The organism is Candidatus Zixiibacteriota bacterium (assembly GCA_029860345.1).
Taxonomy (GTDB): Bacteria; Zixibacteria; MSB-5A5; order GN15; family FEB-12; genus JAJRTA01.
Genome location: JAOUBJ010000008.1, coordinates 133,794 through 158,223, shown reverse-complemented (window position 1 = coordinate 158,223; position 24,430 = coordinate 133,794). Strand labels below are relative to the sequence as shown.

At 54.0% G+C, this 24,430-nt stretch carries 19 protein-coding genes; 15 read left to right on the top strand and 4 right to left on the bottom strand.

Annotation, left to right across the window (positions count from 1 at the left end):
- Positions 1-398 precede the first annotated feature (398 nt).
- Positions 399-3,125, bottom strand: a complete 2,727-nt coding sequence (locus OEV49_10015) for a MopE-related protein (GenBank protein MDH3891407.1) — start codon at positions 3,123-3,125, stop codon at positions 399-401.
- Between the two features lie 294 nt (positions 3,126-3,419).
- The gene (locus tag OEV49_10010; GenBank protein MDH3891406.1) at positions 3,420-4,067 is read right to left on the bottom strand and encodes a hypothetical protein; all 648 of its coding nucleotides are present in this window, start codon (positions 4,065-4,067) and stop codon (positions 3,420-3,422) included.
- A 312-nt stretch (positions 4,068-4,379) separates the two neighbouring features.
- Here OEV49_10010 and trpS point away from each other — a divergent pair, with 312 nt between their 5' ends.
- The 5 genes from trpS to OEV49_09985 all read left to right on the top strand — a co-directional run bounded on the left by trpS (position 4,380) and on the right by OEV49_09985 (position 9,144).
- Entirely contained in the window at positions 4,380-5,411 is a 1,032-nt protein-coding gene (gene trpS, locus OEV49_10005; protein ID MDH3891405.1) for a tryptophan--tRNA ligase, read from the top strand.
- Entirely contained in the window at positions 5,411-6,208 is a 798-nt protein-coding gene (locus OEV49_10000; protein ID MDH3891404.1) for a segregation/condensation protein A, read from the top strand. Before trpS ends, OEV49_10000 begins: the two co-directional genes overlap by 1 nt.
- A 2-nt stretch (positions 6,209-6,210) precedes the next feature.
- Positions 6,211-7,200 carry an SMC-Scp complex subunit ScpB gene (gene scpB / locus OEV49_09995; protein ID MDH3891403.1) on the top strand — a complete coding sequence of 330 codons (990 nt, stop codon included), beginning with the start codon at positions 6,211-6,213 and terminating at the stop codon, positions 7,198-7,200.
- A gap of 311 nt (positions 7,201-7,511) precedes the next feature.
- Positions 7,512-8,249 (top strand): rRNA pseudouridine synthase, encoded by a 738-nt coding sequence (locus OEV49_09990; protein ID MDH3891402.1) that lies wholly within the window; start codon positions 7,512-7,514, stop codon positions 8,247-8,249.
- Positions 8,250-8,673: 424 nt separating this feature from the next.
- Positions 8,674-9,144 (top strand): hypothetical protein, encoded by a 471-nt coding sequence (locus OEV49_09985; GenBank protein ID MDH3891401.1) that lies wholly within the window; start codon positions 8,674-8,676, stop codon positions 9,142-9,144.
- Here the strand turns inward: OEV49_09985 and OEV49_09980 are convergent.
- Together OEV49_09980 and OEV49_09975 are read right to left on the bottom strand one after the other, a co-directional pair.
- The gene (locus tag OEV49_09980; GenBank protein ID MDH3891400.1) at positions 9,046-9,948 is read right to left on the bottom strand and encodes a YihY/virulence factor BrkB family protein; all 903 of its coding nucleotides are present in this window, start codon (positions 9,946-9,948) and stop codon (positions 9,046-9,048) included. The two genes, OEV49_09985 and OEV49_09980, sit on opposite strands and share 99 nt — an antisense overlap.
- A gap of 331 nt (positions 9,949-10,279) precedes the next feature.
- The gene (locus OEV49_09975) at positions 10,280-10,768 is read right to left on the bottom strand and encodes a ferritin family protein (GenBank protein ID MDH3891399.1); all 489 of its coding nucleotides are present in this window, start codon (positions 10,766-10,768) and stop codon (positions 10,280-10,282) included.
- A gap of 223 nt (positions 10,769-10,991) precedes the next feature.
- Between OEV49_09975 and OEV49_09970 the strand changes: the two genes are divergently transcribed.
- The 10 genes from OEV49_09970 (at position 10,992) to OEV49_09925 (ending at position 24,218) form a co-directional block, all read left to right on the top strand.
- A complete protein-coding gene (locus OEV49_09970) occupies positions 10,992-11,987 on the top strand; it encodes a DNA methyltransferase (protein ID MDH3891398.1) in 996 nt (331 codons plus the stop codon).
- The gene (locus OEV49_09965; GenBank protein ID MDH3891397.1) at positions 11,984-12,652 is read left to right on the top strand and encodes a hypothetical protein; all 669 of its coding nucleotides are present in this window, start codon (positions 11,984-11,986) and stop codon (positions 12,650-12,652) included. The genes OEV49_09970 and OEV49_09965 overlap by 4 nt, the downstream gene beginning before the upstream one ends.
- A gap of 75 nt (positions 12,653-12,727) precedes the next feature.
- Positions 12,728-13,699: a peptidase MA family metallohydrolase gene (locus OEV49_09960; GenBank protein MDH3891396.1), complete on the top strand. Its 972-nt coding sequence runs from the start codon at positions 12,728-12,730 to the stop codon at positions 13,697-13,699.
- Positions 13,687-14,565, top strand: a complete 879-nt coding sequence (locus tag OEV49_09955; GenBank protein ID MDH3891395.1) for a lysophospholipid acyltransferase family protein — start codon at positions 13,687-13,689, stop codon at positions 14,563-14,565. The genes OEV49_09960 and OEV49_09955 overlap by 13 nt, the downstream gene beginning before the upstream one ends.
- A 375-nt stretch (positions 14,566-14,940) precedes the next feature.
- On the top strand, positions 14,941-16,200 hold the full coding sequence (locus OEV49_09950) for an efflux RND transporter periplasmic adaptor subunit (protein ID MDH3891394.1): 1,260 nt from the start codon (positions 14,941-14,943) through the stop codon (positions 16,198-16,200).
- Positions 16,201-16,219: 19 nt separating this feature from the next.
- Positions 16,220-17,527 carry an ABC transporter permease gene (locus OEV49_09945; protein MDH3891393.1) on the top strand — a complete coding sequence of 436 codons (1,308 nt, stop codon included), beginning with the start codon at positions 16,220-16,222 and terminating at the stop codon, positions 17,525-17,527.
- A gap of 432 nt (positions 17,528-17,959) precedes the next feature.
- A complete protein-coding gene (locus OEV49_09940; protein MDH3891392.1) occupies positions 17,960-19,405 on the top strand; it encodes a TolC family protein in 1,446 nt (481 codons plus the stop codon).
- A 214-nt stretch (positions 19,406-19,619) separates the two neighbouring features.
- On the top strand, positions 19,620-20,663 hold the full coding sequence (waaF, locus tag OEV49_09935) for a lipopolysaccharide heptosyltransferase II (GenBank protein MDH3891391.1): 1,044 nt from the start codon (positions 19,620-19,622) through the stop codon (positions 20,661-20,663).
- Between the two features lie 210 nt (positions 20,664-20,873).
- The gene (locus OEV49_09930) at positions 20,874-21,224 is read left to right on the top strand and encodes a hypothetical protein (GenBank protein ID MDH3891390.1); all 351 of its coding nucleotides are present in this window, start codon (positions 20,874-20,876) and stop codon (positions 21,222-21,224) included.
- A gap of 48 nt (positions 21,225-21,272) precedes the next feature.
- Positions 21,273-24,218 (top strand): sigma 54-interacting transcriptional regulator, encoded by a 2,946-nt coding sequence (locus OEV49_09925; GenBank protein ID MDH3891389.1) that lies wholly within the window; start codon positions 21,273-21,275, stop codon positions 24,216-24,218.
- The last annotated feature ends 212 nt before the right edge of the window (positions 24,219-24,430 follow it).

Below are 24,430 nucleotides of genomic sequence, written 5' to 3'. Positions count from 1 at the left end.
GCGCGAAGAGCCCCATTTATGGGTGTCATTCCCGCGAAGGCGGGAATCCATCTTCTCTTTCTGCGTCATTCTGGCGAAGGCCAGAATCCTGTCTTCGATTCGGGTGGCCGCCTCAAACTTTGTTTGGGGTAGAAGTTCATGGTTCGACTCCGCTCACCATGAGGTGAGAATCTGCTTCGGTACCCCACCCAGAGGCTTTGCGGCGGGTGGGTCTCTCATCACCACTCGACGCCGCACGGGGTGACATAAGCAGTAGGTCAGGACCCTTGTGGTCCTGACAATCTGGCGGGTTCACGCCACGGCGGGCAGGCGAGGACTGACCCGCCGTACAAGAATCTCAGCAAGCCGAAGGTGGATTCCGGGTCAAAGCCCGGAATGACGGAGTTGAGTCCGGTCACTCAACAGCCCGGTGGTGCCGGGCCGCCGTTAAACATGAAGTCCACAAGATACACCAGATCAGCAATGTCGATTCCGGCCGGCGGACCAAAGTCTGCTTCATCGATGCACGGCGGTGCGGGACCACCGTTGAACATATAGTCTACCAGGTAGACGAGGTCGGCAATGTCCAGAGGTGGACCGCTGTGATCAATGTCACCACGACTGAAACAACATATCGGGTCACATACATCGCCGATACCGTCGAAGTCCAAGTCCCCCTGGCCCGGATTCGGATCGTTAGGGCAGTTGTCACCGGCACACAGTGTGACTCCATCGCCATCAACATCGGGATCATCGAGCGTTCCCGGATCGCAGTCGTCGTCGATACCGTTACAGGTAGTCTCAACATTACCGGGGAATATACTCGCGTCGGTGTCATCACAGTCACCGGCACACAGTGTGACTCCATCGCCGTCGAGATCGGGATCATCGAGCGTACCTGGATCACAGTCGTTGTCCACGCCGTCACACGTTGTTTCAACATTGCCGGGGAATATATTCGGGTCGTTGTCATCACAGTCGCCGGCGCAGAACGAGACTCCATCCAGATCGTTGTCAGCGTCATCGAACGTACCGGGGTCGCAGTCGTCATCTATTCCGTTACACGGTAGTTCAACATTGCCGGGGAAAACAGTCGGATCGTTGTCGTCACAATCACCGGCACACAGTGAGACACCGTCAGAGTCGGCGTCAATGTCGTCGAGTGTGACCGCATCACAGTCATCATCTATGCCGTTACAAAGAATCTCCACATTTCCGGGGAATCTGGCAGGGTCGTTGTCGTCACAATCACCGGCGCAGACAGATACACCGTCGCCGTCGGCATCCTGATCGTCGAGAGTGCCGGCTACACAGTCATTGTCGATGCCGTCGCACAATACTTCGGATTGGCCGGGGTTGACGGCGGGATCGGTGTCGTCACAGTCACCGGAGCAAACGGACCAACCGTCACCGTCGAGGTCGGGATCGTCATCGCCCATTCCGTTGCAGTTGTCGTCTATCCCGTTACACTGGATTTCTGTATTGCCGGGGAAGACGTTGGGGTCGTTGTCGTCGCAGTCGCCTGCGCAAATAGAGATTCCGTCGCCGTCGGCATCGGGATTATCGAGCGTGCCCGGATTGCAGTCGTCGTCGATACCGTTGCACAGCACTTCCGCGTGTCCAGGATGTATTCCTGCGTTAAGATCATTACAGTCACCGGCGCAGACCGACCAACCGTCGCCGTCGGCATCGGCATCATCGTCGCCATTTCCATTGCAGTTTTCATCTATGCCGTTACACTGAATCTCTGTATTGCCGGGATAGCGATTTGGATTACTGTCATCACAGTCCCCGTTACAGAACGATACCGGGTCGCCATCGGCGTTGATGTCGTCATCGGCTAATCCATTACAGTTTTCGTCGACGCCGTTGCAGAGAATCTCAGTTGCTCCCGGAAATACATTGACATTTCCGTCGTTGCAGTCACCCGCGCAAGATGACCAACCGTCACCGTCGAGATCCTGCTCGTTCGCCGGTACGTTACCGTCACAGTCGTTATCCTGTCCGTCGCAGATCTCTGTGGCGCCGGGATGGGTGTTGGGGTCTGAGTCGTCACAGTCGTTGTTGTTTGTTGAGAATCCGGCGCCACAGCCGCCGATTACATCCGTGCCTGGATCGCTGGCATCGCCGTAGCCATCAGCGTCAGCGTCGACATAACAGACCGTTGTGGGGATCCAGCTTACTGTGCCATTGGGCCCCGATGAATTCGTCGATGAACCACTGCCAGAATTACTACCGACGCTACTAATCTCCCCTCGGCCACCGGTACCGGCACCGCCTGAGCCGCTGGCTCCGCTTTCTTCAGAAGAACTGCCAAGGGAACTGTAGTTGGTATTCACTCCGCCGCCACCGATACCTCCGGATCCGCCGTTGCCGCCGGCGGCAGTGACCGATCCACTGGTCAGAAGCGTCCCGTAATAGAGTTCAATTCGGCCGCCGTTGCCGCCCCTGCCGCCTCGACCGCCGCCGCCGCCGCCGCCGGCCAAATCATAGTTTACGAATAAGACAGACCAGGATCGATAGAATCCACCCTGTCCGTTCAAGCCCTGCAGACCATTAAGTCCTTTAGCGCTAATGAGGTTGTTATTGTCGAGGGTCTTGGCGTAAATCCTCACGACTCCGCCGCCCCTGCCGCCCTTGCCCCCTGTACCGCCATGCCCGCCTCGGGCATACTCATTATAAAGACCATCCCAGGCGCCGCCGCCGCCGCCGCCACCGCCACCACCGGCCCCTCCGAAACCAGCCCCGCTGACTGTGCCGGAAGAACCTGAGACTCCGGGCGAGCCTGTTTGAGGGGGAATGTGCGGACCGTGACCTGTGCCACCGGCGCCACCAGGACCACCAGAGCCGCCTGTGCCGCCCGAGTAGGAGTCGGTAATAGTCCCGTTGTTTATCAAAGTCCCGGAAACACGGATGTTGTAGCCGTGGGTTTCAAAAACCGCTCCGGCGTTGATAGTCAGGTTGACGTAATTCCGGTCAGACGGTACATGGTAGGTCCCGGCGCCGGGGTTGAAGCTCCCGTTGGAGCCGTCTCCAAACAACTGAGCGTTGGCCGGAGTAGCCAGGCCAAGGATGCCAACGGCCACACTTACGAGCAGGAGCATTGACAAACCATTACGAGTGAAGAAACAGTTAGCACTTTGCATCTTATGACCTCAAAACATTTGGGCAGCAAATAGGTCTGCCGATGATAGTTGATTTCTGACTCACATCGAATACGCGGCCGGGATCGGCAATAGTAGCTATAATGTACCGATTTTCTCCAATTTGTCAAGCTGTTAGTCTGTTGGGGGCGTCGATGGTTCGGAGAAAAACTAGAAGAAACCAAGTATTAGGTGCGACCTCAGTTCGATGTCTGGAGATTGGGCTCATGTGATTCTACAAAAAAACGGCCTATCAATTGACAGGCCGTGTGAATCTCCAAGCTCTTGGCGTTGCTACTACGGGCAGTCTGCCGGCGGTGCGCCGCCGGTAAACATGTAATCGATCAGGTGGACCAGATCACTGATGTCCAGAAGTTCCGCGCCGTCGCCGTTGATATCCGCCTCTTCGTGACAGACCGGAGCCAGCCCGCCGGTGAACATGAAATCGATCAGGTAGAGCAGGTCTGAGATATCGATCAGTTCATTCGCGTCGTAGTTGACATCACCCCGCATCGGCGGAATACAGCAGGTACCCGAGCCACCGCTTTCGAAGTTTTGCTGAAAACCGGAGTTCAGAGTCAAGCTACCCATCGTCGACTGTCCGGCCACCGTTTGGCCCACTGTGGAGCCAAGCATCATCGTGCCCATGGTGCTGAGGTTGCCGCCTGCAGCCAGCACCTGCCAGTTGATCTCTTCACCAGCGCGGGGGTCGGCGGTACCAGGCGTGATCGTCACCGGTTGCGTCGTTTCCTGGATGGTCGGTACAGTTTTGGGTGAATCCTGTTCCTTCGGAGCCTGTTTGGTGGCTGGTTTGGTCGGTTGTTTGGTGGTATCAGTCTTTTTGACTGGCCGGGCGTCTCTTTCATCTTTAGCCGCCAACACAGTCGTTGAAAACGCAAGAAACAATACGATCGCGAGGCTTAGTCTCAGTACCTTTGATCTCATCCTAGTTCTCCTGCTCGAAACAGAGCACACAATACGTTGGACCTGCAAATGCCACCGGTCAACCCGCGGTTGCTTTGGTAGCAACTGGCGCGAATCCGGGCAGATAAATCGTTGGAACAGACAATATCGAAATCAATATACTCCATTTATGATCTAAGTCAACCCTGAATTAGACACCTGACCCGGGCTTTAACCTGGCCGACGCCTGATTGTACGGTTCTGAGGGTCGGCCCTTTGTCAGCTGCAAAGTTTTAATTGATTTGACGACCAGATATACGTAAAATCTGCCCGGTATAACTGGAAAGGCGTGCTGTGACCGACAAAAGCGAGAACCAAGCCTCCTCAACACCGGCCCCTAAAGCCGGTAAGCAGACGATTCTGTCCGGGATGCAGCCGACCGGGGCGCTTCATATAGGCAACCTCGAAGGAGCTTTGAAAAACTGGGTAGCCCTGCAGGACGAGTACTGGATGTTTTGCTGTATTGTCGACTTGCACGCCCTCACTGCCGACTGGAAAAACCCGAAGGTGCTGAAGGAAAGGGTCTTTCAGGTAGCCCTTGATTTCATATCGGGCGGCCTTGATCCGGAGAAGTGCGCTATCTTTGTCCAGTCGGAAGTGCCTGAGCATTCGGAGTTGCATCTGTTGTTCAGCATGCTGATCACCGTGCCTACCCTGGATCGGCTGCCGACTTACATCGAGAAAAAGGACACCCTCAGCTCGTATGGTTTTCTGGGCTATCCGGTTTTGCAGGCGGCCGATATCTGTCTGTACAATGCCGACAAAGTACCGGTGGGCAAGGACCAGGAGAAACATATCTGGCTGGCTGCCGACATTGCCGGGCGGTTCAACAACACTTACCGGAAAGTGTTCAATCTGCCGGAGGCGTTGCTGACGAAAATCCCAACGATACCGGGCTCCGACAATCGAAAAATGTCAAAATCCTACGACAACCACATTCCCATAGACGCCACCGAGAAACAGACCGAGAAGATTCTCAAATCATATTACACCGACCCGGAGAAACTGCGCAAGGGCGACCCCGGTCATCCGGAAAGGTGCCCAATCTTTCTGCTTCACAAGGTTTACTCAGAGGAGCCCGAAAACGAAATCGCACCCGGCTGTAAGTCGGGTGAGTTGGGCTGTGTCGACTGTAAGATGCTTCTGAATGGACGGCTCAACGCGAACCTGCAACCGATCCGTGATCGCCGTGCTGAGCTTCTGAAACATCCGGACGATGTCTGGGACATTCTGGCTGTCGGACGGGATCGGGCACGAAAGCGAGCCGAGAATGTCATGGGTAAGGTGCGAGGTGCCATGAAACTCAATTATCGAGGCAAAAAATAATGACCGCTACTTCAGAAGCTGTTGCGTCCGAAGATTACCGGGTCGACCTGGCCGTTTTTCACGGTCCTTTGGATCTGTTGCTGCATCTCATTCGCAAGGAGGAAGTCGACATTTATGACATCCCGATTGCGCGTATCACCCGACAGTATCTGAAGTATATCGACCTCATGCAGACCTTGAATCTGGAAGTGGCCGGTGAGTTTGTGTTGATGGCGGCCACGCTCATACGGATCAAGGCACGTTGGCTCTTGCCACGTGATGAAAACGACCCCGATGAAGCCGATCCGCGCGAAGAGTTGATTCAGGCTCTGATGGAATACAAGAAATATAAAGAAGCGGGTGAGATTCTTAAGGAAAAAGCCATCCTCGAGGAACGCAATTTCGTGCCGGACTCACCGGTTGAAAAAATCGATCCGCGTATCGATGAGTACTCCGATATCACACTCTTTGACCTGATCTCGGCATTCAAGGACGTAATTGAAGCCAAACACGAGGAAACCTTTCACGAGGTGGACGCCGAGGACTTCACCGTGGAGCAGCGGATGGAGTTTATCATGCAGGCTCTGACCGATCAGGAGTTTGCGACATTCACCCAGTTGTTCTCGGATATCCCCCGCAAAATAGTAGCAGTAGTGACATTCATAGCCTTGTTGGAATTGACCCGCGCTCGTCGGGTGGTCCTGGCGCAGTCGAAGCCGTTTGCTCAACTGCGCGTCTATCGCGGTGATCGATTCGCAGCCAAGAAGACGTCGGTCGATCTGATCGCTCACAAGCAACAAATTGAGGTAACCAACTAAGTATGGAAAACTCCTCCAAGCTTTCTGTCGTAGAGGCACTGATCCTGGCATCACCCGAGCCCTTGCCGGCGCGCAAACTGGCCGAAATGGTTCGCGGGCTGACCCCCAGTTCAGCAGGCAAAGCAGTGGCCGAGTTGAACAACCGGTATATGCAGGCCGGCTGCTCATTCCGCGTGCGCGAAGTGGCCGGTGGGTTCCAGTTTTATGTCGTGCCGGAGTTTGCCGGATATGTACAGGAGTTATTCGCACGTCGTCGCAAGATGCGTCTCACTCGCGCCTCACTTGAGACACTGGCCATCGTGGCCTACCGGCAGCCGGTAACCAAGGCTGAGATCGAACATGTCCGCGGCGTGGCCACCGACGGTGTCGTGCACAATCTGCTTCAGAAAAAGCTGATCACTATTCGGGGCCGGGCCAAGACAGTGGGGAAACCGCTTCAGTATGGAACCACCGACGAGTTTCTGAAGTTTTTTGGGTTGGCTACTCTTGGCGATTTGCCAAAGATGTCCGAAATCGAAGAACTGATTGCTGAGCATGAACCAAAGAGCCAGACCCAACTTGAACTGGCTCAGCCTTCGGATGAAGAAGCGGCCGTCCCGAAACTAAACGTGGCCGATGGCACCTACGAGCCCGTCTCCGACGACATGGATGAACCGACGACGGAGCACACTGCCGAATCGGACGGTGAGCCGGTTAGTCAAGAGCCTGAGCCGGTAGTTGATGAGACAGTTGTTGTCTCCCCGGCAGAAGGCCTCGAACCGGATTCTGATGTAGTCGCCGAAGATGTTGTGGTCCCAAGTGTCGAATCCGATGCCGACGAACCGGACGAATTGGACAACCTGGTGACCCCTCCGGAACCATCACAGGCGGAGGAGTTGGAATGTTCAGACCGCACCGAGGCGCCAGTCTCTGTTGATAATGCTGAGATCGAGGATGCTGTGGAGGATGAGACGTCCTCTCCGGTCATTGTGGATATGGACACCACCGGCTGACGAGGCGGCAGGTGGGTGAGTGTGATTCGGGGCTGTATTGCCAGTGGCGACGGGTTGCACCCTCAAACAGGCAAGCCTGTTCTTTCCGCTTCGCGGTGATAAAGCACTTTACTGGCGCTAAGCACCCAAGGTGGGTTGTGTTGCGCGCCTATCCCGAAGAACACAGCTTGACTGTGTCACCCTGAGCGGAGTCGAAGGGTGAATTTAAGATGCTGGTATCCGCCCCAAACAAGGTTTGAGACGGCCACCCAGCGAGATTATCGTTTTAGGCATCCGGGGAGGAAATAAGTATCAGCGGAGGCAAGAGCAGCTTGACCGAGAACAACCCGGTACGGATTAACAAGTATCTATCAATCTGCGGTGTAACTTCGCGACGCGGGGCCGAGAAACTCATCGAACAACAGAGGGTGACAATCAACGATCATACTGCCAAGGTCGGCGAGTTGATCGACAGTACAAAAGACAAAGTGCTGGTGGACGGCACCGAGGTTAAGCCGGCCGACACGCATGTTTACGTGGTGCTGAACAAACCATCGCGCGTGATGACCACGCTGCACGACCCGTTCAAGCGGCGAACGGTGCGCCAATTGCTCAAGCGGCTAAATGCCCGAGTGTATCCAATCGGGCGGCTCGATTATGACACCGAGGGTGTTCTTCTGATGACCAACGACGGCGAGTTGGCCTATCGATTGACTCATCCCAAGTTCCAGGTACCGCGTCTCTATGAGGCCAAAGTAAAAGGCAAGTTCATGGAAAGAGACTCGGCCAGAATTGCCGCCGGTATCAAACTCGAAGACGGCGCGCGCGGTCATGCCCGAGTGAGGATACTTCGTCACGATGAGAAATCGTCGACCATCAGGTTGGTGCTCACCGAAGGGCGCAAGCGAGAGGTGAAGCAATTGTGCAAATTGGTCGGACACCCGGTGGTTACTCTCACCCGTCTGGAGTTCGGCGGCATCACCTGTCGAGGTATCGAATCCGGTCATTGGCGCGAACTGACCATTGCCGAAGTGAACAACCTCAAAGGGTTGGTGGGGTTGGGTAAGTAGTATCGTGGGTGCACGTTGGATGTTCAGCAGGGTCCTGGCTTCACCGAAGGTGGAGATGTGACCCTGCGGTGGCTGTTGCTGAAGCGCCGGCTCTCACCCTGCTTTCGGCAGCCAAGGACCCAGCGCAACGTTCATCTCACCTAACGTGGTCGGTGTACGTCCTCGTGCGCCGACAGTCCTCGTAGGGTGGGTCCGTCTCCGGACCCGCCGCCAATGGCAGGTGCTGTGCAATCATGATCTACAGATCGCGTGGGCCATTGAAGCCGAGTCTGAAGACTCGGCGCGCACAACGCTAGAGGTCCGCCGGGCGGCTGTCTCCAATTCGTTGGCCGAGCTCTTTTCAGCAGCCCTTGGCCAAACCGGGTTTGACCATGCCACCCGGTCGTGTGTATATTGCCATTGTATGAGATCTCGGAAGCGCATTATGAAAACCGGTAAACCGGCGCCCGCGCGCGGTGTCCGGTTGCCGCGTCAGCGTCGGTTTGAAGCCATCCTGCCGACTGAGTCCGGGGTGACGGTGCGCTCGAAGTACGAACGTCGCTGTGCCGACTTCTTCACCAAGCATCATATCCAGTTTCAGTACGAGCCGCTGATACTATTGGCCGGTCGACAGTTTCGTCCCGATTTCTTTCTGCCTGAGCATGATCTGTTTGTCGAGATTTGCGGCTATGGTCACATGCCACACTACCGCGACCGAGTAAAACAAAAACAAAAAACCTACGAACAGCACAGTATGCGCGCCTTATTCATTCATTACTCCGGACAGGGTTCGCTCGAGGATATGTTGAAAGCAGAGTTAGGCAAGGCCGGTGTTGCGCTCTTTGTAGAGTCGACCGATCTCGGCGCCGACAATGAAAACAATGGCACTGTAGTAGATCCAGAAACCAACCGCTAAGAACAGCGCGTAGGTGCCGTAGATTCGTTTCAGTGTTACGAAGTTTGACACATAGTACCCAAACAAATGCTGAGCCACCTGCCAGAGAACCGCAGCCCAGAAGGCAGAGACCAGAATCATCTTGATGTGTGGCCTCTGGTGCGGAATAGCCGTGTACACAATCAAGAAGCTGATAAAAACCAGCACGAACGTAATCAGTTGAAAAAGCATGCCTTCCGGTAAACTGTCGACAAACCCAGCGACTGTTTCACTATTATAAGTGAACTGTTCGAGCATTCGGATAGCGGGCAGGATGGCGATAGACAACAGAAAGTAGATTAGAACCATCAGGATCAAACCCAGGTCGCGCAGTTTGCCTATAAGGATCGATCCCGTGGCGGTGACATTGTAGACTTTGTTGAGCGTCGTTCGCATGCTGCTAAACAAACTGGTTGCGGCCAGCACCAAACCAAAGCCACCTATGACACCGGCGATACGCTTGTGACCGATGAACTCCTCGACCCGGGCGAATACCAGTTGCTTGATTACCTCGGCGTACTCCGAGTAGGGAATGGCCGTGTTGATAAACAACTCGATTCGTTCGCGAATGGTCGGCTCCTGAAGGATCATTCCCAGCACCGCAAACACGATTAGCACGAGGGGGATGACGCAAACTATCAGGGAGAAAGCCAGCCCCGAGGCCATTAGAAAGATATGGTGTTCATCGACGCGATGATACAACCCGCCAAAGTAGTGAACCAGAAACGACTTGGTTGCCTGCCATCGTTTTTGCAGCCAGATGCCGAGATGTAGTTTTGCAGCCAAATCGTGCGTGAACCTCCAAACGCTTTTGTTTACATCTATGGTTCAGGTTTCACAATAGTGTCCCGATTGTCAAGCGGTTTATCACCACGCCCAAACCGAACTTGGGGGTGCCAACCAACCGAACTACTTCGTCGGCTACGGGGACAACGGATGTCGGAACCTCGCTTCGCGAACCCTTTGGGTCAGGGGTTCCAACCTACAAGAACTTACGAGGCTTGAAGGGAACTTGTCGGGACCACAAGAGGTCCCGACCTACTATGAAGGCTGAAGGGAATCATCGAGATCAGTTGTCAGGAGCGCAGGGCTCATGACCAACGAAGAGTATTCTTTACTAGCCCAGGTCACCCCATTCGGCGTTTTCCAACCAACTGCCCGGTTGATCCAGAAAACTGATGACATGATCGATCACGGTCCAGTGCTTGTGTTCTTCGTCGGCTATCTTCAAGAGAATCTGTTTCTGATTGGGGTCATCCACTTCATCCGCCTTCTGACGATAGAAGTCTTCCGCCTTTTTCTCAACCTCACGAGCCTTGGCCCAACCGTCGCGGACAACGCCGACTCCTGAAAACTCATCACCGGATTCTTTCAACTGCTCGAACACGTTTTTCACCGAGTCAAAAATCGTGGTGGCCTGTTCGGCGTCATAACCTGCCGGCTCACCATCTTTCATCGCCTTGAACAGGTTGTAATGTTTCTGTTCATCTGAAGCCATTTCCAAAAGGACCTTTTTCAGTTGTGGAAGGTCGGTCTTTGCGGCCAGATCTTCGTAATAGGCCTTGCCGTCGAGTTCCATCTGCATGGCAAAATCATAAATACTCATCATCACTCCAAATTCGTGCTATCGTTGCCGTCGGTTCAGCTACGTGACTATCATACACAGAATCATCTGTTGGGTCAATCGGTTTGATACAATGGCTGATCACATTTCCATTTTTACTTTTTCAGTAGACAGGGCAATAGAGCGAATGTATACTTATGGCATAGATAAACCAGAGCCATGCTTAGAATGATGGCAAATCGCAGTTGGAAAGCGCACGAATCTGATGGAAGAGAGACTAAACGTGAATCAGCGGGCACCGAGAAACCGGACACTCTACTGCACAGATGAAGAACTCCGGGAGTTAAGCAAATCACTAATCAAGGTAGCAGACGATGTTTGTGTCGAAGACGTTGCAGACACCGTTATTAATCAGGATATGGTCGCAGCCATGCCGTTCTTACCCCATGAGAGCGTTGATTTGTTGGTGTTAGATCCACCCTATAATCTGTCGAAGAACTACAACGGACACTTATTCCGACGAAGGGAAAGTGGGGATTATCAGAAGTGGTTTGCTTCGGTAATCGAGTTAATCAAACCAACTTTGAGGCGAACAGCAACTATCTACGTCTGTGCTGATTGGAGCACATCACTGCTTGTTGCCCCGGTCCTTGAGGAGCACATGGTCATTCGAAATCGAATCACCTGGGAGAGAGAGAAAGGAAGGGGAGCGGTGCACAATTGGAAGAATAACACTGAGGACATTTGGCATTGCACTAACTCCGAAGAGTATACATTCAACGTGGATAATGTCAAACTCAAGAGAAGAGTAATTGCCCCCTACCGCAATCAGGACGGGAAGCCCAAGGACTGGACAGAAGAAGCTAATGGAAACTTCAGGCTGACGTACCCGTCCAATGTCTGGACTGATATAACAGTACCCTTTTGGTCGATGACAGAGAATACTGATCACCCAACTCAGAAGCCGGAGAAGTTGATTGCTAAACTGATCCTCGCAAGCTCGAATCCGGATGACCTAGTCCTGGACCCATTCCTCGGGAGTGGAACTACGGCTGTTGTGTCGAAGAAACTCAGACGACGGTTTGTAGGCATAGAGTTAAACCAGGAATACTGCTGTTGGGCTGTCAAGCGCCTGAATGCGGCCGAAGCAAACCAGTCGATACAGGGTTATTCAGATGGAGTCTTCTGGGAGAGGAACTCGCTTTCTGATCGATCTAAGAAGAGTGAAAGTAAAGATGGTCAGGGGGAGATGTTCTCATGAAGTCATCGTTTTTCTATACCGGTCACTATTCAACTGTCGCGGAGAAAACGAAAGCACATCTCAATTCCGTACCTGACTTCCTTTCTAGGCAGACTGCAGGTAGCACGAGAGCAGCGGGGGATGCGATCGAGGCGCTTATAGCTGACATGTTTGATACCTTGCTAGGTGATTGGTGCAAAGAGTACTCTGCCGACTTCGCACGCAGGGCTATGGCGGATATAGCCTATACGGACACAGAAGACTTCTATTGCGTGGTGGACGTCAAAACTCATCGCGCTGACACTAAGTTCAATATGCCTAACTTAACGTCCGTTGAGCGCTTATCAAGGTTTTATGAAGATGATAAGAACATCTTTGCTCTCATTCTGGTCAAGTATTCCGTCGAAGGTAATCGGGTCGAAGTTACCGACGTAAGTTTCAGCCCCATCGAATTCCTAGATTGGGGTTGCTTGACCGTTGGTGCTTTAGGCTGGGGACAGATTCAGATAGCAAACTCGAATCGTATTGACATTAACCACGGGTTTTCGAGAAAAGCATGGATGTTGTCTCTCTGCGAGACGATGTTCGAGTTCTATCCGAAAGAGGTTTTGAAGATTAACGAACGCATTGCTCGATTCCAGGATGTACGATCATACTGGGAACACAAGCAAGACGTCTGGGCATGAACGTTTCTATCCTCGACCCCGAACGACCTCAACTTGTCCCTTTCGCCAATCGGTCAGACAGTATATATTGCCCCGATGAGCTTGCGACCGACCATTTTCATCACCGTACTGTTGGCGCTGCTGCCCAACATGACGGCGGCAACGGTACCTGCCCGGCCGCAGCCTATCGAGCGTGAGTACTTCACTTACTATCTCGATAATCCACGTTTTCTTGAGATAACCGATTCGGCGCTTACTTACGCACGCTTCCGCCTGGTCGATCTTCTGGAAGACACCCTGACCTACAAACCGTCGATCCATATTGTCGGTAATCTCAGGCAGTTTAATGACCTGATTCGGGGTCGATTCCCAGACTGGGGGGCGGCGGCGGCTTTTGCCGAACGGAAGTTGATCGCCATCAAATCGCCCGACAAGTTCAACCTCGGCAAATCTCTCGATGAACTGTTGATCCACGAATATGCCCATCTGGCCGTGAGCCACAAGACCGGACTGTATTCGGCGCCTCGCTGGCTTCATGAGGGGATTGCGATGTTTGCTTCGATGGAATGGAGTTGGTCGGACAATCTGGCCATGAACCGAGCCGCTGTTTTTGGTGATTTCCTGACTCTGAGCGAGATCGAAAACATGAACCGCTACAACGAAAGCAGAGCGCACGTTGCCTACGCTCAGTCATATCTGGCCGTTAAGTATATCTATGACAACTACGGCGACAACGCACTGGCTGTGCTGCTTGGAAACCTGGCCCGAGGGGCAAGCCTCAACTCCGCTTTGATGGCTTCCACCGGCGCAACGGCGCCGGAGTTTGAAATCGAGTTCCACGAGTATCTAGATCAACGTTTCAATATAGTGATGCTTTTTATGGACACCATGTTCTTATGGCTGGGTTTGGCTCTGATAGTGATTGTCGCAAGTTTTGTTCGCTTCAAAAAGAGGCGGCAGTACTACAAAAAGTGGGAAGAAGAGGAGAAACTGCACTCGACCGATTTCGATTACGGTGATCCCGACAACCCGGAACAAGCCGATGACGACGAACCATGGCGCAGTTGAGCCATGAAATCGAGTACTTCTTCACGCTCCTTGGCGTCCGATTGGCCCAGGCGCTTCCGGTGCGGTTAGCCGAGTCGTTCGGCGCCGCCCTGGGTTCGCTCGCTCATCTGGTGTTGGCCTCGCGTCGCCGGATCACTCATGAAAACCTCAGGCGGGCCATGAGGGAGACGCTGAGTGAGACGGACCGTGACCTGATCGTGAAACAGGTGTTTAAGAACACCGGTCGTACTCTGATTGAGTTTGCCAGGTTGGGACGCACGATCGAAACAGGGTTGGACAGCATTATCATAGGCGACGGTCTGGACCAGATGAAAGCCGTACACGATAAGGGCAAGGGGGGCATTGTGGTCACAGCCCATTTTGGCAGTTTCGAATTGTTCGGCGCATGGGTAGGTTCGCGAGGATTCCCCATGGACTTCTTGACCGGAGTGCAGCACAATGAAAAAGTAAACCGGCTGTTGAACGGATTCCGTCGAGAGATCGGGGTTGGCCTGATCTCAATCGATCGATCGCTAAGACCGGCCTTCAAGGCCTTGAAAGCGAACAGGTTTATCGGCATGATCGCCGACCAGCATGCGCCCTCGGGGGTGACAGTGGATTTCTTTGGTCGACCCGCCGCAACGCCGAAAGGACCGGCTGCTTTTGCCGTCAAATCCGGCGCGCCGCTCTTGCCGTTTGTTATGCGAAGGGAATCGGCCGAACGTCACGTAGTTATGGCCGGTGATCCGATTTATCCCAAGGCCACCGGGGATGACGAAGCCGACATCCACACTCTGACCACCGCCTACACCAAATATTTCGAACATTGTATCCGTCAATACCCGGATCAGTGGCTCTGGACGCATCGCCGCTGGAAAGTAGACTGACCTTAAAAGGCTTTTTGACCGTTTCGCGGGCCACAAACTGCTCTTATGCCGCTTTGCGGGCCATAAATGGCTCTTTTGCCGTTTCGCGGTCCATAAATGGCTCCTATGCCGCTTCGCGACCTCTATTGGCACATTCCCTCCTTTAGCGCTATGTAAATCGGCCAGGCGAAACAGGGACGCCCCAGGCGGCAGCATGCGGGCCGGCAGATCGCGAAAGCCTTGCGTTACTCCCAAGTAATTGAAACTGAACTGATATCGTTGCCTGCCGGTGCAACTTTGTGTACTTTCGGCAGTACATAGTGTAGTCGGATGGCCTTTGAGCAAGCAGACAGCCCTCCGAACGCAGGCGAAAGTAGAATAGGTGAAGGAAACCTCATGAAGAAATATGTATATGGTGCCATCGTTCTGGTAATTGTGTTGGGCGGCTACTATGGTGTCAACGCTGTTTTCTCGACCAGCGCCGACATCCCCACCACCCGAGTGACCAAAGGCGAGTTTGTCATTTCCCAAAAAGCTAACGGCACTGTCGATGCCAAACGAGCTTACACTCTGAGCGCACCGCGCATCCGCGGACTGACCATCACCTGGCTGGCTCCGGAAGGTTCCACGGTGGAGGAAGGCCAACCGGTGATCAGGTTCGATGCTTCAGAGCAGACAGCCGAAGTGGCCAATTTCAATTCTGAGTTGAAGATCAAAAAATCTGCGCTGGAGCGAGCGCGAAAAGAATACACCATACAGGAAAAACAACTCACGCTGGAACTGGAACGGTCGCGACGCAACTACGATGAGAAAAAGCACGATGCTCCTCGCATTGCCAAAGAAGCCGCGATGGAAAAAGAACTGGCCGAACTTAATTTCGATGCCAAGCTCGACCAGCTAAAAGGGGACGTTGATAAATCTGAAGTTGAAGTTCAGCGGGCTCAGGACAAGCGTGATCAGGCCCAGAGAGAACTCGATCAATTGACAGTCATGGCCCCGATTCCGGGCCTGGTTGTCTATCTCGAAATCTGGAAAGGGAGCGGCATGGATAAGGTTCAGGAGGGCGACTCCCCCTGGCCCGGCATGGGACTGGTGAAACTGCCGGACCTTTCTGAAATGATTGTCAAGACGGCTGTCTCCGAAGTTGATGCCAGCAAAGTGGACTCGGCGCAGGAAGTTGAAGTCAGGCTGGATGCTGTGCCGGAGAAAGAATATTCCGGTATTGTGGCCAAAAAGGGAACGTTGGCGCGCAAGAAAGAGCGCGGCTCGAATATCAATGTCTTCGATGTCGAAGTCGCCATCCTCGATCACGATGAAAGCCTCAAACCGGGCATGTCGTCATCATGCGACATCATTATCGAACGACTGCCGGATCTGGTTTCGGTGCCGTTGGAGGCGGTCTTTGAGAATGAAGGCCAGACGGTTGTCTATCTCCGAAACAAAAAGAAACGTGAGATCGAAGTAGGCCGCCGCAACGATGTGGCTATCGAGGTAGTGTCGGGTCTGGAGGGGGGAGAGGATATCTGCCTCCTTAACCCGACTCTGGACGAGCAGGGGATGCCGGGCGATAAAGCGACCGAACCCGAGCTGAACAAAGGCCGCATGGCCAATGGATCGCGGGGCGGCCGAAAGGGTGGCAAGGGAAAAGGTCGCTAGAGTCGATCCGCCGGTTTCTATGGAATACTCACGCGTATCTCAAATCTCGTTTGATTCGCTCCGCGAACACAAGATGCGGACAGCGCTGACTATGCTCGGCGTGATCTTCGGCGTCGGCGCCGTGATTGCCATGCTGTCGATCGGCGAGGGCGCCAAGCGCGAGGCACTGGAACAGATATCGATTCTGGGCATCAACAATATCATCATCAATGCCGTGGCCCCCAACACCGAACTCAGTTCCGATCAGGGTCTGGCCCGTTCGCCCGGTCTGTCCCTGGCCGACGGCGAAAACATAGCATCATATTCAGACCTGGTGGCCAACGTGGTGCCACAAAGATACGAGGCTTTTCCAAAGATATACCACGGTTCGCAGGAAGCAGAGGCGCGAGTGGTGGCCACTTTGCCCCACTTTGTACTGTCTTCATCCATCGAAGTCGAGTACGGCCGGTTTGTCACCGGCTCCGATGTGGAAGCCTTTGCTCAGGTCTGTGTATTGGGAGCCAAAGCCAAGCGGGCCTTGTTTGCCTTCGAGGATGCACTGGGGAAATCGGTCAAGATTGGTGACCTGAGTTTCACTGTCGTCGGCATCATGGCCGACAAGTACATCGCGCGTGGCAAAGTGGAGGGATTCGAGCTCAAGAATTTCAACGAGGATGTCTATATTCCGTATAGTACGGCCGCCAAGAAAATCGAGCGTCAGTTCTCGGGTGGGCCGTCCATTCGCGGCGGCGGACGGTGGATTTCTATCAGTTCCTCCGACGAAGAAAAGTTCAACACGCCGGAGGTCGATCAACTTACGGTTACCGTGACCGAACTCGAACATGTGGCCACCGTTACCAAACTGGTCGAACGCATTCTGGCCCGTCGCCATGCTGGCGTGGAAGACTACGAAGTGGTGGTGCCTGAGTCGCTCTTGCGCCAGTCACAAAAGACGCAACGGATATTCAATATTGTAATGGGGACTATCGCCGGGATTTCACTCCTGGTGGGCGGTATCGGAATTATGAACATCATGCTGGCCACGGTGCTCGAGCGCACCCGCGAGATAGGTGTCCGTCGCGCTATCGGCGCCACCCGCAGCGATATCATGCGGCAGTTCCTGATCGAAGCAGTGACAATCTGCTTGATCGGATGTGTGGTCGGGTGTGCTATAGGCTTGATCCTGGCCAAAGTCATCGCATTCTATGCCGACTGGCCCACGGTGGTGTCGGTTTATTCAATCGTGTTGGCGGTAGGTGTGTCGGCTACGGTGGGGATTGTCTTCGGGCTTTACCCGGCCCGCCAGGCGGCACGGCTGGACCCAATCGATGCCTTGAGGTATGAGTAGGTGGGCGACTTCGATTCAAGTAACACACGCCGCCCTTCGGGCACCTCTTTCGGGAGGCCCACGAATGGATGTCCGGCACTCCGCGCCGTACCGTGGGGCATGGTGGCGAGATGAAGAACCCTTCGACTGCGCTCAGGGTGACACGGCCAACTCCGGCCATGAAGAGCCCCCGACACTTCGCTCCGGGCGCACCGGATCGTGATAGCATTGGATTTATCTTTCTGCAAAGTCCCCTCTTGAGAGGGGATTTAGGGGTGTGTTATTTGAAGCACACGGCGAATTTAGTTCACCCTTCGACTGCGCTCAGGATGACAGGCAAGCCTGTTTCTGGCGCTTCGCGCGCTGTTCACTGGGCGCGGGGTACAGATACTCCACCCAAAGCGCTGCGGGAGGTGGGTACCGCAGGCACTGATTACAAAGGAGCAGAATAATATGAAGCTGTTGGCTAAAACTGTTGGGATTGGATGTCTCCTTCTGATGTTCGTACCATCGGCTTCGGCTGAGGTGCTGACTTTGGACGAGGCAATCGACATCGCCGTCAATCGCACCGGGCGCGGCGGCATCATTGAAGGCAACTTTGAAGTAGCCGAACAGCAGTACTTCGCCGAGAAGATCGGATTCTATCTGCCTGAGATTTCTATCAATGCAACGGCGCCGTCATACGGCTCCAATGAACGCTGGGGATACTTGTACGGTACCGACACCAAGAGCACCATGCGCGAACCGTTCAGGAATCTCGCCGCCGACATTTCATTGAAACAGAGTCTCATCACCGGCGGTGAACTCACTGCCAGAGCCGACCTGACAGACAGCGATGGAGAACATCCCAACCGAGACGGAGTTCAGGTTGACGAAAGCAGTCAGCTCGGTCGATTCAGCTTTTCGCTCACCCAGCCGGTGCTGCAACCGTCACAACCGAAATATGACCTCAGCAACCGTCGCGATGATCTCGAACTGGCCCAACTGAAACGGGCGGAGGAAACGGCAAATCTCAAGACTGAGGTGGTGGAAGCGTTCATCGGTGTGTTGCAGAGCAAACTCAGCCGTGATCGTAGCGAGGCCGAATTGGAACGGGCTCAACTGCAAGTCGGCATCGATTCAGCCAAGCTAGCCGACGGTATTGTCTCCGACGATCAATGGCTGGAGACTCTGGCCGGACGACTGGATGCGGAACTGAAGCAGTTTGAATCTGAAGATGTAGCCGCCGAACAGCGGCGCACGCTGGCCACTCTTTTGGACGTGGAGTCGGTTGCTTCGCAGACTCTGATGCCGCCCGATTCGGTCAGACATATCGATCAGGACACTCGTCAGCGTTTTTTGACCGAGTGGGAAAACAGCGCTCCGCTCCAGAAGGCGAAGTACGAATACGACAAGCAGAAACGGACGGCCGGCTTTACCGAATCGGCCCACGGACTCTCCGGGACCCTGACGGCCAACTATAATATGAGCCGAGGTGAAGTTGAAGACGCGGGAATTACCGACGACCTCAAGACCAACAGTTGGGAGGTCAAGCTGGATCTATCCTACCCACTCTGGGATGGTGGCGCCTCCGGCGCGGCCGTCAAGGCGGCTCGACTGTCGGCCGATCAAGCCAGGTTGGAGTACGAAAAGACTGAGAAATCGGTCCAGGCTCAGATTGCGACTCTGCTCAATCAAGCCGATGTCAGCTTTCGCAAGCTCGATGTGCTCAGGCAGAAAATCGGCATTGCCGAAACCAAACTGGGCATCGCAAAGTCGCGACTGGATGACGGCCAGATTTCAAAGTTGACCTACCTTGAGTCCGAGATATCTTTGTTGGAAGCCAAGAACGATCATCTGGAGGAGTTAAAAAAATACTACTCCACCAGAATCCAATTGGAAGGTAATTACCTCGACTAATGTCTCGGTCGGAGAGCCCGTCGATCACAGGTGGTGTTGGGCGACCCCGCTCGACACCGATAAATCGGTTTCTTTCGCTTGGCGCCGTTCCACTGGCTCATGGGTTACCATGCTGTCCACGGCGCTGGTTTCACGGCTGTCACGAGAGTCGCATGACAGCACCGTCATCCCGGGTCCCTTGTCTCGGGGTAGAGAGGTTTAGCAACAGGCCCTAATGTCTCAGGCGATTATCATCCGCACCCCCAATCACCTGGGGGATTGCGTCATGTCGCTGCCGATGGTGAACGAGACTCGCGAAGCCTACCCCGGCTCCCGCGTTACCGTTCTGACTCCCGAACATCTGGCTGAACTGTATGAATCCAACCCGGGTGTGGATCACGTTCTGAAGATTCCAACCGCGCATGTTCATGGTCTGATCGGCGTGATGAAAATCAAGGACATCATAGCACCGGGGAGTTACGACCTGGGCTATATTCTTCCACCATCTTTCGGCGCGGCGGCCGGCTTCAAACTGGCCGGTGTTAAACAGCGAATCGGTTACATCGCCGACGGTCGCCGAATGTTGTTGACCCGCCCGCTGCCGTTGCCGACTCCACTTAACTCGTCACATCGTAGCGAGACCTATTTCAATCTGCTCAGACGTGGGTCCGGGGCTGAGCTTGAGTTTGTCAGACCCAAGTTGTTTCTGAACGAAGCAGACACTGAGCTGGCCAATCAGATGCTGACCCGCTTTGACGTAGGTGAAACCGATGCTTTTGCGGTTGTGGCCTTTCAAGCGGTGGCGGCCTCGCGGCGGTGGGGGAGTGAGAATTACACACAGGCGATCAAACAGATTATAACACGTTTCGGCCTGAGTGTAATCCTGGTCGGGACTAAAGACAACTCGACCCTGGGCAATGAGATAGCGACGGCGGCCGGGACCCACCAAGTCACCAATTTGGCCGGAAAGACAACGCTGCGCGAATTGGCCGCTCTTATTTCCCGGGCCCGGTTCTTCCTGGGCAACGATTCCGGTCCGGCTCACCTGGCTGCCGCGGTCGGGGCGCCTCTGGTGGTTCTGTCGGGCGCCGACGATCCGAGCGAGACCTCACCAATATCGCCGCTCAAGCGGATGATTTACCGCCGGCAGCTTGGCTGTATCAGTTGTGTTAAGAATGTTTGCCCGCTGAAAGGGGAGAGGCAGATGCAGTGCATGGCCGAAATCAGCGTTGAGGAGGTCTGCACCGAGTTAGCCTCTTTGCTGGAACAAACGGTATGATCGGGCTGTTTTGTTTTATAACGGAGGGTATAACAGCGTGGCGCAGAATCTGCGATTTGTAAATTCTTGCTTGACAAGTGTATACTGAATTGTTATCCTATGCGTGGCAAGATATGCGATTTTTAACCTAAGGTGCGCAAATAGCGCGCCATCCTAAGTTTCGACACCGGACGGCCAATCCGGTGGCGCAAACTGAAGGAGGAAAAGCAAATGAAGGGTTCAAGACTGATTGCAGCGATTATGTTGCTCTCGCTTGCTCTAGTCTGCTTTATCTCCGCTCCTGTACTTTCTGTTGAGGATCCGTGGGATGTGGATGACACCGGTGGCGGTGATGATGGAAACGGTAGTGACGGTGACTCCATCGTTCCTCCGCCCGGCGATTCCCTAAACTTTGAGGGAACGACTTCAATCGGCGACGGTTTTGGTCCCGATTGGCTGTCCGGGTTTGCCTTCCAGTTATCCTACGAGATCGTCACGTATATCTTCGGGGGTGAAAACGAAACCTCCGATGAGAAACGGGTAGTGGTAGAAGAAAGCAGCGGCAATGTGACCGCCCAGTAGAAAACGATCGACCGAAGAACAATCGAAGCGTAGGGACCGGAAGAAACGATGAATCTTTCCTCACCGAAGATCAGTTTTGATCCCAGACTGCTGGCCATTGAGGAGCAGTTTCGCCAAAGAAGGCATCAGCACTCACTGCGTGAATTGCGGCAGTTGAGTGAAGATGACTTTGGGACCCATCTTCACGAGCGCGCCCTCTATCTGTTGCTGTCGGCCGACGGCAGTCTCATTGAGGGTAATTATAAAGACGCTGTCGAAGATGGTCTTAAGGCGGCTAAGATTCTCGGTGAATTCCCACTTAATAGACGCTATGGTCGTGCGCAGTTGGTGCTTTCTAAAGCCTACCGCATGTTGGGAGACCTGAAAAACGCTGAAATCCGAGGGCGTGACGCGGTGGCCGCATATCGTCGAGCCACCGACGTCGACGGACAGGTAGACTCTCTCAACCAGTTGGCAGGTATTGCCTACCTGCATTGTGATTATTCCGCTTGTGTCAATTTCCTGGAAACCGCTCTGGGTATGATCGGCGACAACCCGCGCAAAGTTGCCCAGCTTACGGGTAACCTGGGACGGACACGCATTCGCACCGGCCAATGGGTGCAGGCCGAAAAGGACCTGGAAGCAACGGTCAAGAGAAACCACGACAATCACGAAGATATGTCCGAAGCGATGAACCTGCTGTCGCTCGGGTTGCTCCAGATGATCAAGCGCCAGTTCCTGGTGGCGCAGCGCAGCCTGGATTGCGCCCTGGAGATTATTAACCGCATCGATCTCAAGTACGAACGTGTCATTTATCTGGAATACGCCGGTGAACTGGCTTATGAAAAGGGAGACATCTTTAAGGCCAAGGCCATTCTGAGCGAGGCATACCGGGCTGGTCTTACCCTGTCGCCGGGTTCCGCTCTGGTCTCTCAGTCGGCCCGTCGATTGGCCGAAGTGGAACTGACGCTGGATAATTTCGACGAAGCTATGAAATACGGCCAGAAGGCGTTGGAACTCGCGCTGGCCCTGGGTGAGAAACTGGAGATCGGTTTATCGCGAAGTGTCATAGCCCGTGTTTTCGCGGCCCAGGCAGATTACGAAGCCGCCCTGGAGCATGGCCGAACGGCCATTGAGGTGCTCAAAGATGTGGGTGACCCGTATGAACTGGCTCGCACCTTGTTGGTCTATTCCGATATCTGCATGGCGGCGCAATGCGAGGATTCGGAAAAGGTCCGGGCTTCTTTGGATGAAGCACACCGCCTTTTCCGTCGCCTAAAACTGAACTACTGGATGAGCGAAGCCAATTTCAGGGCCGGAATGTTCGCCTGCCGGCAGGGTGATCTCGCTTCCGGATTCAGAAAACTGAGCCGGGCCGAAAAAGGCTTTGCCGCTCTTGATGCCGCCACCAAAGTACGGGCGGTAACCAAGTATCTCAGGTCACTATCCGAACAGGCAGTAGCCCTGTCGGTCTCAAATGAAAACAACTTTAAGATTTTCGGCACACTGATCAGTCCGGACGAACTGTCCAATCTTCAGGGTTCCCAGATGGAAACCATACTTTCGGTGTTACTGGAGAAGACAGGTGGAGACCGCGCCTTGATTTTTGTGCCGGACGCCTCCGATGAGACGGTGCTGTCGTCATTCCCGGTAGATGGTGCTCATATCAAGAGATTCACTGAGCGCTTTGGCGGCTTGATCGGTGAAGAGATCGCACCCGACCGGCCGACGCTTCTTCTGGACTGCCGTCGTGATCCTTTCATTAATGAACTGTTCAGCGATGTGGCCGATGTTGTCGCAAGCGTTATTGTCGTACCGTTCCAAACCAGCGACGGCGCTGTGGGCTATCTCTATCTTGATCGGCTATCAACCGATAATTGTCTCAGCCCGTTCAATCAGATACAACTGAACTTTGCCGTCGGGTTCTCAGAACTGATCGCGTTCAAATGGGTCGAGATTCAGAAGAACAAACTGCTTGAGGATAATCGTCGTCTCAAGAGTCAATTAATGAAAGAGGCGGCTTTCCCGAACATTATTACCTGCAGCCCTGAGATGTTGTCGATGCTTGCTCAGTTGCGGCAAGTGGTGAACTCAAACATATCTCTCTCAGTGGAAGGTGAAACAGGTTGCGGCAAAGACCTTTTGGCCCGGGCCATTCATTACAATTCGGATCGCAAGGACCAGAGATTTATATCGGTCAATTGTGCCGCCCTGCCCGAGTCGCTTCTGGAATCCGAGCTTTTCGGATATCGACGCGGTGCCTTCACCGGCGCCGACCGTGACAAACCGGGTCTGTTTGAAGAAGCCGACCGAGGGACTTTCTTCCTTGATGAGATCGGTGATATGCCCCTCTCAATACAGGCCAAAGTACTGCGCATTCTCGAAGAAAAGGAGATTGTCAGGCTGGGTGAGACGACACCTCGGCAGGTGGATGTCCGAATTGTGTCGGCCACCAACCGAGACCTCAAAGAACTGATGACGGCCAAACAGTTCCGGCAGGATCTTTACTATCGACTGTCGGCCATGACATTCCGCCTTCCGCCCTTGCGTGATCGACGTGAGGACATCCCGCTTTTGATCGAACATTTCCTGAACCAGAGCGGCAAACAGCTATCCGCTGAGGTGCTGCGTGTGCTGGTGGCTTATGATTGGCCGGGCAACGTTCGCGAATTGGAAAACGAAATCAAGAAACTGATCCTGTTATCCGGTGACAGTGCCGAAATCAATATCGAGTTGGTGTCCGAGAAGATTTGCAGCCAGCCAAGAGTAGAATCGGGCGGTAATGGCGATGCGGAAGCAGCAACCGCTTCGATTGATGCCATTGAATTCAATGATCGGTATGGTTTGTATGATTACCTGGCCGGGCACGAGCGGGTCTTTATTGAGAAAGCTCTGGCCGCCAAGCGCGGAATCAAGAAACATGCAGCCGCTTTTCTGAACATTCCGGAGTCAACTTTGCGGCTTAAGATCAAGCAGTACGACATCGATCTGGATCAGTTCAAACGAGCGACATAAACTCACCCCCGACACTTTAGATGACAACGCGCGGATGGATTCCCATCCGTTTTTTTGTGGACAGCCCACGCTTTGTCATGCCGGACTTGATCCGGCATCCATCTTCACCACGTCACCCCGAGCGCAGTCGAGGGGTGTATTGGTGCCCGCATGAAATTAGTGACTGCGTGGCCCGGACTTCAGTCCGGGTTTCAGAAACCTAATCCTGAGTC

Excerpts from the sequence above, each read along its gene's own strand:
- OEV49_10015 (MDH3891407.1), bottom strand. The coding sequence starts at position 3,125 with ATGCAAAGTGCTAACTGTTTCTTCACTCGTAATGGTTTGTCAATGCTC.
- OEV49_10010 (MDH3891406.1), bottom strand. The coding sequence starts at position 4,067 with ATGAGATCAAAGGTACTGAGACTAAGCCTCGCGATCGTATTGTTTCTT.
- OEV49_10000 (MDH3891404.1), top strand. The coding sequence starts at position 5,411 with ATGACCGCTACTTCAGAAGCTGTTGCGTCCGAAGATTACCGGGTCGAC.
- scpB (MDH3891403.1), top strand. The coding sequence starts at position 6,211 with ATGGAAAACTCCTCCAAGCTTTCTGTCGTAGAGGCACTGATCCTGGCA.
- OEV49_09985 (MDH3891401.1), top strand. The coding sequence starts at position 8,674 with ATGAAAACCGGTAAACCGGCGCCCGCGCGCGGTGTCCGGTTGCCGCGT.
- OEV49_09975 (MDH3891399.1), bottom strand. The coding sequence starts at position 10,768 with ATGAGTATTTATGATTTTGCCATGCAGATGGAACTCGACGGCAAGGCC.
- OEV49_09970 (MDH3891398.1), top strand. The coding sequence starts at position 10,992 with ATGGAAGAGAGACTAAACGTGAATCAGCGGGCACCGAGAAACCGGACA.
- OEV49_09965 (MDH3891397.1), top strand. The coding sequence starts at position 11,984 with ATGAAGTCATCGTTTTTCTATACCGGTCACTATTCAACTGTCGCGGAG.
- OEV49_09960 (MDH3891396.1), top strand. The coding sequence starts at position 12,728 with ATGAGCTTGCGACCGACCATTTTCATCACCGTACTGTTGGCGCTGCTG.
- OEV49_09955 (MDH3891395.1), top strand. The coding sequence starts at position 13,687 with ATGGCGCAGTTGAGCCATGAAATCGAGTACTTCTTCACGCTCCTTGGC.
- OEV49_09950 (MDH3891394.1), top strand. The coding sequence starts at position 14,941 with ATGAAGAAATATGTATATGGTGCCATCGTTCTGGTAATTGTGTTGGGC.
- OEV49_09945 (MDH3891393.1), top strand. The coding sequence starts at position 16,220 with ATGGAATACTCACGCGTATCTCAAATCTCGTTTGATTCGCTCCGCGAA.
- OEV49_09940 (MDH3891392.1), top strand. The coding sequence starts at position 17,960 with ATGAAGCTGTTGGCTAAAACTGTTGGGATTGGATGTCTCCTTCTGATG.
- waaF (MDH3891391.1), top strand. The coding sequence starts at position 19,620 with ATGTCTCAGGCGATTATCATCCGCACCCCCAATCACCTGGGGGATTGC.
- OEV49_09930 (MDH3891390.1), top strand. The coding sequence starts at position 20,874 with ATGAAGGGTTCAAGACTGATTGCAGCGATTATGTTGCTCTCGCTTGCT.
- OEV49_09925 (MDH3891389.1), top strand. The coding sequence starts at position 21,273 with ATGAATCTTTCCTCACCGAAGATCAGTTTTGATCCCAGACTGCTGGCC.